The 14,888-nt window shown below is 45.4% G+C and carries 27 protein-coding genes and 1 pseudogene; 1 reads left to right on the forward strand and 27 read right to left on the reverse strand.

The genetic code is table 11. The features are described 5' to 3' along the window. Positions 1-249 (forward strand): annotated as a pseudogene (locus GBV73_RS02850) (IS6 family transposase); the annotation flags it as partial. 30 nt (positions 250-279) lie between these two features. On the opposite strand, the gene secY reads toward GBV73_RS02850, so the two are convergent. The 27 genes from secY to GBV73_RS02985 all read right to left on the reverse strand — a co-directional run bounded on the left by secY (position 280) and on the right by GBV73_RS02985 (position 14,873). Then, positions 280-1,665 carry a preprotein translocase subunit SecY gene (gene secY, locus GBV73_RS02855; RefSeq protein ID WP_152879165.1) on the reverse strand — a complete coding sequence of 462 codons (1,386 nt, stop codon included), beginning with the start codon at positions 1,663-1,665 and terminating at the stop codon, positions 280-282. Between the two features lie 43 nt (positions 1,666-1,708). Next, complete coding sequence (locus GBV73_RS02860) at positions 1,709-2,152, reverse strand: uL15m family ribosomal protein (RefSeq protein ID WP_152879167.1); 444 nt, start codon at positions 2,150-2,152, stop codon at positions 1,709-1,711. Positions 2,153-2,162: 10 nt separating this feature from the next. Further along, complete coding sequence (locus GBV73_RS02865) at positions 2,163-2,627, reverse strand: 50S ribosomal protein L30 (RefSeq protein ID WP_152879169.1); 465 nt, start codon at positions 2,625-2,627, stop codon at positions 2,163-2,165. Positions 2,628-2,638: 11 nt separating this feature from the next. Continuing rightward, on the reverse strand, positions 2,639-3,346 hold the full coding sequence (gene rpsE, locus GBV73_RS02870) for a 30S ribosomal protein S5 (RefSeq protein ID WP_152879171.1): 708 nt from the start codon (positions 3,344-3,346) through the stop codon (positions 2,639-2,641). Then, the gene (locus GBV73_RS02875; protein WP_152879173.1) at positions 3,343-3,948 is read right to left on the reverse strand and encodes a 50S ribosomal protein L18; all 606 of its coding nucleotides are present in this window, start codon (positions 3,946-3,948) and stop codon (positions 3,343-3,345) included. The genes rpsE and GBV73_RS02875 overlap by 4 nt, the downstream gene beginning before the upstream one ends. Positions 3,949-3,953: 5 nt before the next feature. After that, entirely contained in the window at positions 3,954-4,400 is a 447-nt protein-coding gene (locus GBV73_RS02880) for a 50S ribosomal protein L19e (RefSeq protein WP_152879175.1), read from the reverse strand. A gap of 5 nt (positions 4,401-4,405) precedes the next feature. Beyond that, positions 4,406-4,786, reverse strand: a complete 381-nt coding sequence (locus tag GBV73_RS02885; RefSeq protein ID WP_152879177.1) for a 50S ribosomal protein L32e — start codon at positions 4,784-4,786, stop codon at positions 4,406-4,408. A gap of 10 nt (positions 4,787-4,796) precedes the next feature. Beyond that, complete coding sequence (locus GBV73_RS02890) at positions 4,797-5,351, reverse strand: 50S ribosomal protein L6 (protein ID WP_152879179.1); 555 nt, start codon at positions 5,349-5,351, stop codon at positions 4,797-4,799. 10 nt (positions 5,352-5,361) lie between these two features. After that, entirely contained in the window at positions 5,362-5,754 is a 393-nt protein-coding gene (locus GBV73_RS02895) for a 30S ribosomal protein S8 (RefSeq protein WP_152879181.1), read from the reverse strand. An 11-nt stretch (positions 5,755-5,765) separates the two neighbouring features. Beyond that, positions 5,766-5,936: a 30S ribosomal protein S14 gene (locus GBV73_RS02900; protein WP_004068318.1), complete on the reverse strand. Its 171-nt coding sequence runs from the start codon at positions 5,934-5,936 to the stop codon at positions 5,766-5,768. Positions 5,937-5,938: 2 nt separating this feature from the next. Continuing rightward, on the reverse strand, positions 5,939-6,490 hold the full coding sequence (locus GBV73_RS02905; RefSeq protein WP_152879183.1) for a 50S ribosomal protein L5: 552 nt from the start codon (positions 6,488-6,490) through the stop codon (positions 5,939-5,941). A gap of 11 nt (positions 6,491-6,501) precedes the next feature. Further along, positions 6,502-7,248 (reverse strand): 30S ribosomal protein S4e, encoded by a 747-nt coding sequence (locus GBV73_RS02910; protein ID WP_152879184.1) that lies wholly within the window; start codon positions 7,246-7,248, stop codon positions 6,502-6,504. A gap of 2 nt (positions 7,249-7,250) precedes the next feature. Beyond that, positions 7,251-7,613 (reverse strand): 50S ribosomal protein L24, encoded by a 363-nt coding sequence (rplX, locus tag GBV73_RS02915; RefSeq protein ID WP_042700046.1) that lies wholly within the window; start codon positions 7,611-7,613, stop codon positions 7,251-7,253. A 10-nt stretch (positions 7,614-7,623) separates the two neighbouring features. Further along, positions 7,624-8,049 carry a 50S ribosomal protein L14 gene (locus tag GBV73_RS02920; protein WP_042700049.1) on the reverse strand — a complete coding sequence of 142 codons (426 nt, stop codon included), beginning with the start codon at positions 8,047-8,049 and terminating at the stop codon, positions 7,624-7,626. Between the two features lie 5 nt (positions 8,050-8,054). Continuing rightward, complete coding sequence (locus GBV73_RS02925; RefSeq protein ID WP_152879186.1) at positions 8,055-8,390, reverse strand: 30S ribosomal protein S17; 336 nt, start codon at positions 8,388-8,390, stop codon at positions 8,055-8,057. 5 nt (positions 8,391-8,395) lie between these two features. After that, positions 8,396-8,764, reverse strand: a complete 369-nt coding sequence (locus tag GBV73_RS02930; RefSeq protein ID WP_083965046.1) for a ribonuclease P protein component 1 — start codon at positions 8,762-8,764, stop codon at positions 8,396-8,398. After that, positions 8,650-8,916: a stress response translation initiation inhibitor YciH gene (yciH, locus tag GBV73_RS02935; RefSeq protein ID WP_152879226.1), complete on the reverse strand. Its 267-nt coding sequence runs from the start codon at positions 8,914-8,916 to the stop codon at positions 8,650-8,652. The genes GBV73_RS02930 and yciH overlap by 115 nt, the downstream gene beginning before the upstream one ends. 36 nt (positions 8,917-8,952) lie before the next feature. Then, the gene (gene rpmC / locus GBV73_RS02940) at positions 8,953-9,153 is read right to left on the reverse strand and encodes a 50S ribosomal protein L29 (protein WP_042700061.1); all 201 of its coding nucleotides are present in this window, start codon (positions 9,151-9,153) and stop codon (positions 8,953-8,955) included. Then, entirely contained in the window at positions 9,150-9,773 is a 624-nt protein-coding gene (locus GBV73_RS02945) for a 30S ribosomal protein S3 (protein WP_152879188.1), read from the reverse strand. Before GBV73_RS02945 ends, rpmC begins: the two co-directional genes overlap by 4 nt. 4 nt (positions 9,774-9,777) lie before the next feature. Continuing rightward, positions 9,778-10,242: a 50S ribosomal protein L22 gene (gene rplV / locus GBV73_RS02950; RefSeq protein WP_042700067.1), complete on the reverse strand. Its 465-nt coding sequence runs from the start codon at positions 10,240-10,242 to the stop codon at positions 9,778-9,780. An 11-nt stretch (positions 10,243-10,253) separates the two neighbouring features. Continuing rightward, positions 10,254-10,652 (reverse strand): 30S ribosomal protein S19, encoded by a 399-nt coding sequence (locus GBV73_RS02955; RefSeq protein WP_152879190.1) that lies wholly within the window; start codon positions 10,650-10,652, stop codon positions 10,254-10,256. 10 nt (positions 10,653-10,662) lie between these two features. After that, entirely contained in the window at positions 10,663-11,382 is a 720-nt protein-coding gene (locus GBV73_RS02960; protein WP_152879192.1) for a 50S ribosomal protein L2, read from the reverse strand. A gap of 11 nt (positions 11,383-11,393) precedes the next feature. After that, complete coding sequence (locus GBV73_RS02965; protein ID WP_152879194.1) at positions 11,394-11,654, reverse strand: 50S ribosomal protein L23; 261 nt, start codon at positions 11,652-11,654, stop codon at positions 11,394-11,396. A gap of 6 nt (positions 11,655-11,660) precedes the next feature. Further along, positions 11,661-12,428, reverse strand: coding sequence for a 50S ribosomal protein L4 (gene rpl4p / locus GBV73_RS02970; RefSeq protein WP_042700079.1), 768 nt, complete (start codon positions 12,426-12,428; stop codon positions 11,661-11,663). A gap of 11 nt (positions 12,429-12,439) precedes the next feature. Continuing rightward, positions 12,440-13,525, reverse strand: a complete 1,086-nt coding sequence (locus GBV73_RS02975; RefSeq protein WP_152879196.1) for a 50S ribosomal protein L3 — start codon at positions 13,523-13,525, stop codon at positions 12,440-12,442. Position 13,526: 1 nt separating this feature from the next. Continuing rightward, positions 13,527-14,303, reverse strand: a complete 777-nt coding sequence (locus tag GBV73_RS02980; RefSeq protein WP_152879198.1) for a putative RNA uridine N3 methyltransferase — start codon at positions 14,301-14,303, stop codon at positions 13,527-13,529. A 123-nt stretch (positions 14,304-14,426) separates the two neighbouring features. Then, the gene (locus GBV73_RS02985; protein ID WP_152879200.1) at positions 14,427-14,873 is read right to left on the reverse strand and encodes a hydrogenase maturation protease; all 447 of its coding nucleotides are present in this window, start codon (positions 14,871-14,873) and stop codon (positions 14,427-14,429) included. Positions 14,874-14,888 lie beyond the last annotated feature (15 nt).

Below are 14,888 nucleotides of genomic sequence, written 5' to 3' on the forward strand. Positions count from 1 at the left end.
AGTTTGAGGTTGGGTTATCTGCATGTGACTTTCGGGCCGAGGAACAGTGTTGAGCGCTGGTTTAGGACGTTGAAGGAGAGGACGAAGCGTTTCTGGAATAATTTCAGGGGTAAAGACTGGAGGAGGGTTCATAGGTTTGTTTTTCTGTTTGCCTTCTGGTATAATTTTGTCAGAATTCATTCTAGTTTTGGTGATCCGCCTGGTGATGTTACTGAATGGCTTCAGGAGGTGATGCCCCAGTTATCCTAACAGTATCAAATGGAATAACAAAAAAGAAATTCAACCAAAGAACCTGCGCAGTGCTGGGAACATCTCAGTGGCTTGCTCCCTTGCTATTTCTTCATAAAATCTGTATAAGATACCTACTGTAAGCAGTATTCCAGTTCCAGTTCCTAGTGCTCCAAGGAAGTCTGCTAATACCGCAACAACAGCCAAAGTGAATGCTCCCCAGAATGTAACGTAGGGTATGTATCTCTGCAGGACCCTTTCCAAGATTCTTGGGTCCCTTCTAAAGCCGGGTATTTGCAATCCCGCTCTTTGCAGTTGTCTTGCAATGCTCCTTGCATCAAGTCCGGTGAGCTCAACCCATAGGAATCCAAAGAGTAGAGAGAACATTATGGTGAGTATGGCATAAACCAAAGCCCTTAACGGATCGGCTGTAACGCTGAATATATCACTAGGTGGTAGGACGTACCTTACAAACCCAGAAACTGCCGCTCCAGTTTCGTCAAAAGTTCCAAGGATTGGATGACCAAGTCTCTGTAATAGCCTGGCCCAGAGCTGGATGTTTGCGTAAAGGGCAAAGGTAAGTATGATCGGAATGTTGCTGACGTACATGAACCTTATTGGATATCTTCCTCTAACAGTTACCCTTCCGTAGCTGAGAGGAATCTCTACCCTCATGCTTTCCAAGTAAACACCTATTAGGAAGACAACTATTGTTGCCAAAACGCTGATCATATCTGGGAGTCCTCTTCTGTACAGTGCCCCGGTAATATCACCTTTAATTAAGTGCTGGATAAATGCCGGAATAGCACCTATTATAGCAGGCCCACCTGTTAGTGGGTCTATAGCTTGGTTTGTTGTTAAGGGGTTAAGCGCTCTTGTAACAATTGTCTGTGAAACTCCCGCAGCAATGAAGAGGCTTATACCGCTACCAATTCCCCACTTGCTCACAAGTTCATCCATAATCATTACCATTATTCCACCAAAGGCGAGCTGGAACATGAGGAGTACCTTGATTGTTAACGTAGGGTTACCAAACGCTCCTGCAAATACGTAGATAGCTGCCTCAAAGAAGCACATGAATACTGCAAATACCTTCTGCAGAGCCTGATAAAACCTTCTATCCTCAGGATTTGAGAGGTCCAGCTTTATTATCTCTGAACCGACTAAAAGTTGCATGATAATTCCAGCGGTAACTATGGGACCGATACCAAGTGTTAATAGACTACCATTTCTACCTGCTAGGACCACTCTTAAAGTCTGGAAGTAGTCCTGTATTTCACCTGGAATTCCAAAAAGAGGTATCTGTGCCATAATAAAATACAGCAACAATGCAACTCCTGTCCAAGCGAATTTTTCCTTCAGCGGGACATGTCTTTTTGGCCTTTCAATTTCTGGAAACATGTGCTCTATTTTGTATATTATTTCCCTTGCTCCCATGGATTACACCCCAAAAATAATTATCCAAAAAGAGAAAGAAAAATCAAGCTATCAGCGCCTCTCCCCCGGCCTGAATAATCTTCTCCTCGGCCTTGGGGGAGAAGGCCCTGGCTTTAATTACGAGTGGCTTTGTGAGCTTTCCGCTTCCAAGCACCTTATCGGCAAACTGAGTTGTATCGACAATAATTTTTCCTTCCTCCTCGTAGGCAATACCAAGCTGCATAAGCTCATCAAGGTGCTCGTCAATGAATTTAAGGTTCACTACAGTTATGTCTCTCTGAACTTCCACAGGCCTGCTGAAGCCCCTCTTACCCAAGTGATCAGGGGCATACTTGATGACCCATGTCCATTTAGCCTTGCTTCTTTTTCCAGTTCCTGCCATACCTCTACCGCCCTTGTGTCCTCCACCGCGGTGCTTCTTTTTGCAGCCCCATCCATGAGTGTGGGAACCGCGAAGCTTTCTCACTTTTTTCTTTCTCCTAATCATCTCGCGCACCTCACAGCATTCTCTCTATAAGCTCGTTAATGGCCTCTCCTCTATATCCCAACGCGCCACCTTCTTTAAAGGTTCTCTTCTTACTTCCCATGCCGCCCCTTGCTGGGTGAAGTCTAAATACCGGCTTGAGTCCTGGCAGATCACTGAGCTTCATTTCTCCGTTGACTACTTTCTCAGCAAATTCTTTGATGCTCATGCCAAGTTTTTCCTGGACGTATTCCTCTGTAACTCTCTTGTTTCCTTGAAGCCTTCCTCTCTTTTCTATAAGCTTTGCTAAGGTTTCGGCATTTATCTCTCCCCAAGTGATGTAGTCCTTTACCTTCTGTATCATTCCCTTGTAAGTTGGGGTGTCGTCAACGATCACAAGGTGGTTTATCTTGTGAAGCCTCAGCATTGCAAGGGTATCTTTTACGGGTCTCTTAACATTCACCCTGCCTCTTATCCTAATCAAAGCAAGTTTTGCCATCCTCGCTCACCTCACAGTTCAAAGTTCTGTGGGACTTCTCTACCAACCACGATACCATAGCGCTCGATCATCTCAGGTTTCACGGCGACACTGTTGGTGTTGTAGAGTGCCTCAAACACTGCCTTTGCGAAGTTAACTGTGGTTCTTGTCTCACCCAATGTTTGTGACCACACGTCCTTGACTCCAGCTAGGCTGAGTATCTTCTTACCAACGTCACCGATAACGAGACCAAGCCCTCTTGGTCCTGGCATGAGCTTGACCTTTACGCTACCGCTCTTACCTTCAACGGCGAATGGGATTGAGTGTGGTCTTCTACATCTGCACTCCCATGAACCACAGCCTCTCTTGATCTCAATTATGTTCATCTTAGCGTAGTTTATTGCTTTCCTTATGGCTATTCCAACTTCTCTTCCGTGACCAATTCCAAGCCCCACGTAACCGTCTCTGTTTCCTACCGCTGCTAGTACCCTAAACCTAACTCTCCTACCGCTGTCAGTCATTCTCACTGTAAGTGCTATGTCAAGTACTTCTTGGTTCTCACGTGCGTTGACTTCTGGGAGTAATACGTCAACAATTTCAGGCTCTTTTATTTGGTATCCCTTTCTAAAGACCTCGTGAATGTCAGTGATCTGGCCTTCTTTAACGAGCATACCAAGCTTTGTCCTGGGCTGCCACTCTTCTAAAACCCTCTGAGCGTATTCTTTCCACTCTTGGCTCATGCTCTCACCTTCTCAAATTTCTCAACGATTCTCGCCTTAACCTCTTCAAAGTGCTCGGGAAGCTTTTCAGGTTCGAGCCCCTTAACCAAGTAGCCTCCGAACTGCTTTCTGTACTTCTCTTCGTCCTCTTCCTTAAGCATCTTTGCATACTCAGCGATGTGCTCTCCCCTAATTCTATAGTCCTCTGGATAAATTTCCTCGCTGTGTGGAACCTCCAATCCAGCATCAACTGCTCCCTTGAGGACTGCGAAAATGCTTGATCCTCTGGTGGGTGGGTGAAGTCCTATGTCGAGGATTGCCTCTTCAATTCCCTTCTCAAGTGCTTTGTATCCTATGAGCAGTCCGAGGAGGTAAGCACTTGGAGTATTTCCACCGTGTCCCTTCCATCCAAAGTCCCTCATGAGCTCTCTCGTGTGAGCTGAAACGACTGTTTTGTCACCTTTTGGATCATACAGCACTATCTGGGCTATGTGGTGGTTGAGGGTTTTTCTCACAACCAATCTAGGCTTGCCTGATTTAAGGAGTGCAAGCCTCTTGTGATAGTTAGTCTTACCTTCCCTTCTCCTTCTGAATGGAACCCTATATCTTGGTCCGTGTGCCATTTATATCACCTCTTCAATATCCCTTTCTCCTCCATGAACAGATAAAGCTGGTGTTTGTTCTTGAACTGACCACCCTTGGCCCTTATGTAAAGGTTGCGGTATGTGTGTTCGTCAATCTTCTTCTCTGCTTTGAGTTTTCTAAGCTCCTTTCTAAGGGCTCTGATAGTCATAATCCATCTTTCCTTCTTGCCCATTCTTGCAGTCTTCTTACCCTTTCTGCTTCCGTGTCCCCTGTGTCTTCCCTTCTTCCTTGCCTCTTGCCTGAGCTTTGCCCTGTATCTGCTCTGTCCCTTAATTGGCTTTTTCTTGATGACGCCTTCATTGATTAATCTTCTAATGTCCTCTCTTGTGATAGCGGACTTAACATCATCAATTCTTTCAGGGTCTATCCAAACCCTATTCTCGCCACATTTCAAAAGCTCAGCAGCAATCCTTCTCTGCATTTTAAGCATGACCTTCACCTCGCGTTGAGTACCTTAATACCCAATTCCTTGGCTCTCTCAATTATCATGAGTCTCTTCTTCTTTCCGACTGTTCTAGCTATCCTAGCAGCCTGCCTTGTTGGGTCTATCATCTCAAGCTCCTTGACGTTGTGTACCAGTACTTCCTCATAACCGCTTGGGTGGAGCCCGCGAACGGCTTTTGGTGAACTCCATCCGATGCTTGGTGATCTTGCCTTTCCTTTAAGCTTTAGTCTCATCTTGCTGTCTGTTCCCTTGGGTCTTCTCCACTTGGGATCGTTCTTAAATTTGGGGAACCTCCACCATTCTTGCCTAAGAAACCTGGGCTTTTTCCTCTTGAGTTTGGCCCTTATCCTTAAGAGTCTCGCTTTCTCCATTAGTCTCACCTCAGAGCTTTATAGGTTTACCAGCCTTTTCAACAATGTAAATACCATCTTGGAAGACTCTTCTATCTCTACCGGTAACCCTCGTCGCCTGCTCGATGTTTGCCGCAGTTTGACCCACTTTTTCCTTGTCAATTCCCTCTACTATTATTTCGCTACCCATGACTTTTACTGTAACTCCTGGGAGTATCTCGGCAATTCTCGGTGCTTTTTCACCATAGAGGTTTTCGATGTAGACTTTGTCTCCTTGTACCTTAACGGTTATCGGGAAGTGGCTGTAAACAACCTTGAGCTTGTAAGTGAACCCTTCCGTGACACCCTTGATCATGTTCGTTATGTGTGCTTTGAATGTTCTTGCAATGGCTATATCCTTTCTCCTTGGGAAGTCCTTGTAGATAACAACCTTGCCGTCTTCAGTGAATATCTTGACTCCCGGGTAGCTGAGCTCTCTCTCAACTTCTCCCTTTGGACCCTTCACCTTAACGACGTTACCGTTTATCTCGACAGTGACTCCTTCTGGAATTTCAACTTCCTCCCTCACCCATGCATCAATTGGCATTTCTCTCACCTCAGTAGACGTAGGCTATTAACCTTCCACCAATGCCCTTTTCGAGGGCTTCTCTGTGGGTCATAACTCCTTGGGATGTGGAAACTATTAGGATACCAAACTCGAATGCTGGAAGGAACCTCTTCTCCCACTTTTCATATTCTCTAGCTTTCACTGAGAACCTTGGCTTTATTGCTCCTGCCTTGTTTATCTTTCCTAGGAGCTGAACCCTGTATATTCCTGCCCTTCCATCATCGATAAATTCAAACTCGCCTACGTACCCGTTCTCTTGCATAACTCTAAGGACCTCTCCAATAAGCTTTGAGGCTGGCTTTATGTAAACCTCTTTCTTTCCAACTCTCTCGCTGTTTGTAATGTGAGATAAAGCATTTGCCAAAGGATCTAACAGAGTCATCTCATCTCACCTCAGTCGTATTTCTTAAATCCTAATTTTGGAGCTACCTCTCTAAAGCAGTGTCTGCAGAGCATTAGCCCGTGTATTCTAACTATTGGCCCAAATTGTCCGCAGCGGATGCATCTTCTCGCGCCCTTACCAAACTTCCTCGGCTTTCTTTTGTTGTAATCAGCTTTCGCCATAATCATCCCTCCACAATCTGGACTCCAAATTCTTCCTGCATGAAAACCATACCCTCTTCCTTTGTAAGGCGGTGTTTTGTGGGGATGTGGTGCCTTCTCCTTTTCCTCTTTGCGATTCTGTATCCGGGTCTTTCAAGTGTTACACAGACATCCATACCAAATATACCGATTTCTGGGTCGTATTCCACTCCAGGAATGTTGATGTGTTCTTCAATACCAAAGCAGACGTTTCCGTTTTCATCAAAGTTTGACGCCTTGAGCTTGTTGTCAACGGCAGCCAATAGCCTTTTGAGCATGTCGTAGGCTTTTTGACCCCTTAGGGTTACCTTAACCGCTATCGGCTCACCTCTTCTAATTCCAAAGTCCCTGTTTGTTTTCTTTGCTGTTCTTCTTATTGGCTTCTGACCAACAAGTGATTCTAACATTGTCTCAGCCTTTGTAAGTCTCTCACCACTCTCGCCAACGCCAATGTTTATAGTGACCTTAGCTATTCTGGGCTTCCTCATAGGGTGAGCTTCCCAATCCGCCAAGATTGCCTCTCTGTTAGCTACCATTCCTTTTCACCTCACGGTAATGAAATCTTTGGTTCATCTTTACCCAACACAAATGCGTAATCTTTCAAGGTGTCGAAGAGCTCGCCTTCTTTGTCCTCAATGGTGACCACATCTGGCCATCCACCTGGGAAGTTTCTGACTTCAACGATTTTTCCTACCCTTGCGACGTTCTTACCCTGAACGACGAACACATAAGCACCAATTTCGAATGGGAGTACTTCAATTATCTCCCTCTCCGGGACCTTCATTAGGACTGTGTCCGCGGTTTTGAACTTGTCTTTGGTTTCATCCGTAAGTGAGCTGAGCTTGATTAAGTGGTTGGTTCCGTCGTGGAAGTTGAGCTGCAAGTTTCCACCCTTGACCATTCTCTTGTTGGTTATTCTGAGTGGCTTTATCTTTGCCTCTTCCTCGCTTATTGGGTGAAGGATAAGCTTTCCAATTCTGTTTGGAAATACTCTGTAGTGCTCCCCAGTTTCAGGTATTGAGACAACGTCCATGATACCAACTGGGAACTTGTAGTCCTTTCTAACCTTTCCATCCACAAGCACTTTTCCTTCGTTGAGGATTTTTCTTGCCTCTCTACCGGTCTTTGCATATCCAAGGTAGTCTCTGATTATGTAGATGAGGGGAATTGATGTCTTCATGTTGTGTGGACCAGGAGAAGGTCTTACTGCCCACTTGTATGCCTTTCTCTCAATGTACCATTGAGTTGGAGCAGCAAGCCTCTTTAAGTGCCTCTTAGCACCTTTCCTCGCCATTTTCAAGCCCTCCTCTCAATTATCTTTTTCCTTCTCTCATCTTCAAGGTTCAGTTCAACAATCATAACATTTGATGGGTGTATCGGGTAGAACACCTCAGTCCCGTTAACCTTCTTAAGAGTTGCTCCCTCAACGTGAATCCTGTATCTCTTGAGGTCAACTTCTACGACTTTTCCTTCATGTCCCTTGAAGTCCCCTCTCATTATTTTTACTTTGTCGCCAGTCCTAATTGGAAGGGCTCTAATGCCGTACTTCTGTCTAAGTTCTTTTGAAAGGGTAGCACTGACTATCTTGTGTCTTAGATGAAGGGGAGCATTATACAAAAACTTCCTTTGCTTTCTTGGTTGTTTGCTCTTTAATTTCATCTCTCTCACCTCACAATATTATGCTCGCCATACTTCCAACTCTAACCCACTTCTCAGCGGCTTCTCTCGCAACGGGCCCTCTAACTTCGGTTCCTCTTGGAACACCTTCAGGTGTTGTAATGACCGCTGCGTTGTCTTCAAATTTCACTCTCATCCCGTCAAGCCTCTTGTACTCTTTTCTCTGTCTTATGATAACTGCCCTAACAACTTGGTGCCTCATGTCTGGTCTTCCCTTCTTTACTGCTGCAATTACCATATCTCCGACGCCTGCTGAAGCAAGTCTCCTTCTAACACCTTTGTACCCTACGACTCCAATTATCTGTATTACCTTTGCACCTGAGTTGTCTGCTACGTGGAGGTAGGCTCCAATTGGTAATGCCCTTGTAGGCCTAACTGGGGAGACACCCCTCGTAGCACCAGCACCTTTCTTTGCCATTATATTCACCTCTCCTCAGCTTTTTGAACAACTGCAACAACTACAAAGCTCTTTGTCTTGCTAAGAGGCCTTGTCTCGGCAATGATAACCTTGTCTCCAACTTTTGCGTTGATGCATGGTGGGTTGTGGGCGTGTATTTTGCTTCTTCTGAGCTCATAACGCTCGTATTTCTTCAGATAGTGATAGTGCTGTCTCTCAACGGTAACTGTGTGTCTTGGCTTGTCGCTGACAACAACTCCCTCAAACACTCTACCGTGCACCTTAATGTGTCCGTGCCACGGGCACTTTGGGTCATCACACTTTTCCGCGGGAGGTTGTATCTTCAATCCAATGTCTCTCATCTTTTTCACCTCTTTTTTAATCTCATCTCAGGCCTTCCAATCAGGGCTTCTCCCTTTATTCGTATTTTTTTATCGTCAATTTCAAACTCAAATTCCGCAACATTCTTGGGAACTACCCACACCTTTTCTCCGAGGATTGTGAGGGTGTTTCTCGTCTCGTCGATCACATATCCCTCAATCCCTACCAACCCCGGATGAGAGCTTTTAACGACTTTGACTTTTAGGCCTATGAGCTCATGCAGTGCTATTGTTTTTCTGGTCACTCGACCTCTATTAATTCCTCTGAAAATCCGAGTTCTGCCAATAAGCGCTTCACCCTTTCTCTGTGATCTCCTTGGAGCTCTATTCTTCCGTTTTTGGCTGTTCCTCCGCATGCCAGCTTCGCCTTGAGCTTTTTTGCAATCTCTTCAAGGTCAAATTCTTTCTCGTCAATTCCCTCTATTATGGTCTTGAGCTTCCCATAACGGGCCTTTTCAATATAGACCCTAATCCTTTGCTGTTCTTTTAACACCTCTTTAAATAGCATCTCATCCAGGGGGTTCACAATCCTAGGCACTAAACATCACCCTTTTCTCCTCAACTTTTCCCTCTTGATTGTTAAAAGGCGGGCAATATCCCTTCTAAGGTTCCTGATAACCATTGGGTTTTCCATGGATGTTCCCATTGTGAGCATTCCTCTTTCCTTTGCAAGCTCAAGTCTAAGCTCTCTAATTTTAGCGTCGATCTCTTCTATACTCATCTCTCTAATCTCACTTGGCTTCATTGCTCACTCACCTCTTCTTCAGTTGGCTTTTCGATGATCTCAATTTCATCAGGAAGTCTAGCATCTGGCGGCATAATTGAAACTTTCACTCCAAGGACACCAAGCTTCAGCAATGCCTGTGCATATCCCCTTGAAACCAAAGTTTCAGCTGGGTTTCCAACTTTCGCAATGTATCCTTGGTAGAATCTAACACTTTTAGCTCTTTCTCCTGTAAGCTTACCGCTGATCCTGATTTCTACACCTCTTGCGCCGTTGTTCATAATTGCTCTTAGTGCAGCATATGCGGCCCTTCTGAAGTGGACTCCCCTCTCTAATGCTTGAGCAAGCCTTATTGCCTGAACCTTAGCGTTAAGGTAGGGGTTCTTGATTTCTTCAACCTCTATCTGGGGGTTCTCCAAACCAAATTGTCTCTCCAGTACCCTCGTAAGCTCTCTTATTCTTCTTCCGCCTCTTCCTATAACGAAACCAGGGTTTTCGGCAAATATGACGACCTTTGTCCCGAGAGGAGTCTTCTTGATGTCAAGTCCACCATAACCTGCTCTCCTAAGCTCTTTCTCAAGGTATTCATCGATGAGCATTTCTTTAATGCCCTCTTTTATGAAATATCTCTCGATTGCCATGAGCTCACCTCCTAATCTCCTCAACAACTATCTCAATGTGGGTTGTCTGTTCGTTGAATGGTGTGGCTCTTCCAAAAGCCCTTGGTATGTATCCTCTAAGCACTGGGCCCCTGTGAGCTGCAGCATGGATTATCTTCAACCTGTCTGGATCGAGGCCCTTCTGCTCTGCGTTGTTTTTGGCGTTGAGGAGAATCTTTTTGATTTCCTTAGCAACCTTTACTGGATATCTACCAGGGCCGAAACCCCTTCCTCTCTTGTGTCCCTGTGAGTCGTGGAACCTTCTGAGGTGGATAGGTCTTCTCTTGGCTATCACATCATCAAGGAGCCTTATGGCATCGTTGAGCATCATTCCTCTAATTTCCCTGCAGACTTCTATTGAAAGCTTGGGGGATATTCTCAAATCTCTCCCGCTTGCCTTTGCCATTCTCTCTGGGTCAAAATTTTGGAAAGAGTAGGAAAACCTTGCCATTATCTACCACCTCACTTGATTGCAACGAACATTGATGATCTTGTAGCACCAACACCAGGTGAACCGTGTTGGACCCTCTTTCTAGTTAGAGCGAATTCTCCAAGGTAGTGTCCAATCATTTCTTCTTTAATCTCTATCGGGACAAACTCCTTTCCGTTGTGGACGTAAATTGTGATTCCAACCATCTCGGGAAGGATAACCATGTCCCTGCTGTGAGTTCTTATTGGTTTCTTGTATTTGCCCTTCTTTGCCAACCTGATCTTTCTAAGGAGCTTCTTCTGTTCAGGGGTTAATCCTCTCTTGAGGCTCCTCCTCTGTCTTGAGGGGAAAAGCTTAGCTAAATCTTCAAGAGACATGTTCATTAGTTCCTCGAAAGTATAACCGCGATATTTAAATTCCTTCTTTGCCATTTATACCACCTCACTTTCTCCTTCCGGTTCTTCTCGCAGCGATATGACCAACTTTTCTTCCAGGTGGAGCTCTCCTTGAGACTGTACTTGGCTTACCAATGTGGTGCTCCTTACCACCGTGTGGGTGGTTGACTGCGTTCATCTTTACACCTCTTGGCTTGGGCCAGAACCTGTTTCTTGCCTTCATTATGTAGTATGCCTTACCTGCCTTAACTATTGGCTTTTCAAGCCTTCCTCCACCAGCGACTACACCAATTGTAGCCCTGCACATTGGGTTGAAGGTCTTAAGTTCACCGCTTGGCAACTGAACAATTACCTTGTCCCTCTCCCTTGAAACAACTAGAGCATAGCTTCCTCCAGCTCTCACGTACTTTCCACCATCGCCCGGAAAACCTTCAATGTTGTAAACATATGTACCCTCTGGGATCTTAGCAAGTGGAAGTGTGTTTCCAATTGCTATTGGAGCCTCAGGCCCAATGTAAACCTCCTGACCAACTAAAAGTCCTTCTGGGGCAAGGACGAGCTTCTCGAGACCGTTCTCAAACTTGACCTTAGCAACTGGTGCAGTTCTTCCCGGGTCGTGGAGTATCTCAATTACCCTACCCGCAAGGGTCTTTTCTTGGGTGAAATTCAGGGGGATGTACTTGACAGCACCCCTATATCTGTGAGACGGTGCTCTGAAGGTTGTTGTTCCTTTTCCTCTCCTCTGTTGAATCAAACTCTTACCCATTCTCACTCACCTCAGAACAATCCTATTCTAGCAGCAACCTCACTTGCGCTATATTCAGGCTTCAATTTCACGTAAGCCTTCTTTTCACCTTTCATTGTTATGAGTGTGTTGACCTTCTCAACTTTGACGTCGTATATTTCCTCGACAGCCCTCTTTATATCCTGCTTTGTGGCTCTTCTGTCTACTATAAAGGTGAGCTTGTTTTCTCTCTCAACCATTGAAATTGCCTTTTCCGTGACTACAGGCCTTATAATAACCTTGTACGGATCCATCACTCATCACCCGTAAATCTCCCTCAATCTCTCTATTGCTCCCTTCGTCCAGATCGTGAGTCTTCCGGGGTGTGCACCTGGGGCTAACAGCTCTACGCCCAAGTTGTCCACTAAGACCACATCAACACCCGGGTGGTTTCTTGCTCCCTGGATGATTCCCTCGTTTTTGGCAACTACGATAAGTGGGCCCTTTGCTTTCTTGTATCTCCTGCCCCTCATCTTACCCTTTCCGGCTCTCACTTTGGTGTTTTTCTTTGCCCTCTCAATATCGTCCCAAACGCCGAGCTTCTTGAAGATCTCTCTGGTCTTTGCAGTCTTGTAGACCTTTTCGAGCTCATCTTCCACCACGAGGGGAACCTGAGGCAGATTATCAATTATGTGGCCCCTCGCCTTAACTAAATCGTAGTTTGCAGTTGCAGCTATGGCACTCATCAAAGCAAGTCTTCTCTCCTTCTTGTTGATGTCTTCCCATATGATTTTCTCTACTTTTGGTGGGTGAGTTCTTCTACCACCTCTGGCAAATGGGACGAACGCTGCGAACCTTGGAGAAGTCTTTATTCTTTCAACTCTTGCCATACCGTGGCCTTTTCCGATGTTCTCAGTAACCCTCCTCTTACCAGCGAGGGGGTCTCTCCCCTGTGGTTGTATGCGGTGGGTCCATGAAGCGATGACAGCTCTCTTAATGAGATCTGGTCTGAAAGGTGTTTGGAATACCTTTGGGAGTTCGATTTCTTCAATTGGCTCGCCATCGAGTGAAAATACCTTAACTTTCATAAACCCTCACCTCATTGTTTTGATTCTCTACTAACGTATGTTATTTGTGGAGCCTCAACAGGTGGCTTCTTGGCTGGAGGCCTTATTGCCGGTCTTACCCTGATTATTCTCTTAATTGCTCCAGGTAGGGTCCCAGCTATCATAAGGAAGTCGTTTCTCACTACTCCGTAGTGTGGGAATCCTCCCTTTGGAGTGATCTCGATTTCTTCTCCGTTGAGCTCGAGTTTTCCGTTTTCTCCTATCCTCAGGAGCCTCTTGTTGAACTCAGTTCTGTGGTGGAATCCCATCTGTCCAGCTTGTGGAACTGTCCACATAACTCTCGCAGGATGCCATGGACCGAGGTTACCAACGTGTCTTGCTTTTCCAGCTCTTTGAGCCTTGTGGAACTGGATCTTAATGCCCCATCTCTTAACTGGGCCCTGAGTACCCTTACCCTTTGTAACAGCTACAACGTCAAGAAGCTCTCCTTCCTTGAGAACTTCGCTTGCTCTGAGTTCTTTTCCAAGCTTCTCTTTGATGTAGGCGAACTTCTCTTCAACGCTTGTTCCGCCAACTGCGTACTCCATGACTTCGGGCTTCTTCTTTATTCTTGCGAGCCATGGCTGAGTTGCTACAAGTGCTCTAACCTCAACTATTTCTCCGGACTTAACGAGGTCCTCAAGCTCTCCGAGTTTTTGCTGGAAGATCTCTTCGTTGTAGTTCTTTGGAAGGGTCTTGATTCTTCTCTCGAGAAGGCTGTAGAATGTTACGTTCTTTGCCTTCTTTGATGGGTAGTTTTCAAGCTTGAAGTCTGGAACCATAACCTCAGTTGCAGTTTCAAGTCCAAGGTAACCTTGTTTGTAGGCTCTAACTCCGTAGACTATCACTGGTGGAGCCTCAACTATTGTAACTGGCATGAAGATTTCCTTACCATTTGTAAGCCCTGGAGTATCGTCTATCATAAGCACGTGGGTCATTCCAGCCTTGTACCCTGCAAATCCAAGCATTCTAACCTCTTGCTCTTGTGGCCAGTTTTTAATTCTCGGGACTATACTCCTGGCTCTTTTTCTTGGGGAATACGCCAATGAACCTCTCCTTGGTCTGCTAATTTTTCCCATTTCAATCCCTCCTTATGAAATTAAATACCGCCAATGTCGCCAACACGGCTTCCTCCGTTCTAACGGTCTTTGTCTTTTGATTTGGAATCGTATTGAGGATTAGATCAAAGGGATAATCCTCATTGAAGTCTCTCAGGATTTCCATTACCCCCTTCCGGGGAGATCCAAACACGAATCCCACTTCCCCCTCCAGCGGGGGAAGGTTCACTTTTCTCACATCCTCACCCTTTCGTGAGGTCGCGATTGCAAGGTTGAGTTTTGCCTTTTTAAGTGTTTTTGCCAAAGACTTTCTGGTGAGATGTACCCGATACCCCCAATACTCCTCCGGCTCTGCGGGCACCACTTTGAGCGGATTCAGGGACACGATTTTGAAGGTCATCCGCCCTTCTCCGCCCCCCTCCACGAGGGCAAGCTCGTCAAGGCCAATGTCCGCGTAAAGCCTCTTGCCCTTTCTGACTACAACGCCTTCCCTGATTTCGCCGAGCTTAGGCCTTCCTTTGAGTTTGTGGTGCGGAGTTCTTAGTGGTGGTAAAACACCAACGTATTTGAGCTCTTTTGTGAGGGGAATCAGCTTCTTTCGCAGATACTGCGGTGTTTCCATGTATTCAAGGACGAGCTTAATGAACTTCCCGTCTTTTCCACCCGCGTTGTAAATCCATATGTGTTCGATACCGAAGATCGCTGCTGCCCTGCCGATCTGCCCGACTTTGTATGTTCTTATTTTGGGGTCATTTGTCTCTTCGAGGAGTGAATCTGGAATAAAGATGTGCCATGCCATTTCAGTCAGCCTTTACGTTTCTATACTCTAAAGCTGTAGTGGGGTAAAAAGAAAGTATTTAAAAGGCTTTCGAACTGTTCCACCCTTCTGAGCTTCCAAAGGTGTGAAAAATTTTTGCAAAGACTATCCCACAATATTTTCTATGACCTTTATAATATTAGGAATATTACTTTTAATCTCTTCACTAAGCTCAGTTCCCAGCCCAATCTCCTTAGCTACAATCCCCACGAAATGAATCTCTGCTTTAGCTAATCGTTCATCAAGACTCATTAGAAGTTTAAGTCCATCAATAGCTCCCATAAAATGTGCACTCCTTATCTCAGCCTGGAGTTTTTCAAAAACCTTCTCCCCTTTTAGATGGACTATTTCTCCTGGTTTGTATTTGTCAGTCAGTATGGCATCGACTATTATTATCTTCTCCTCCCCGTTGTAATAACGCTGAAGTCTAAATATATCAGTGCCAATTTCAACAACGTTATAACCTTTGTCTGCTAAAATTCTACCTACCTTAAGTCCCACGCCATCATCCTTCATGAGTTCGTTGCCAAGAGCTAGAATCAACGTGCTCATACTCCCACCAAATAA

This window comes from Thermococcus sp. 101 C5, from assembly GCF_009372125.1.
GTDB lineage: Archaea > Methanobacteriota_B > Thermococci > Thermococcales > Thermococcaceae > Thermococcus_A > Thermococcus_A bergensis.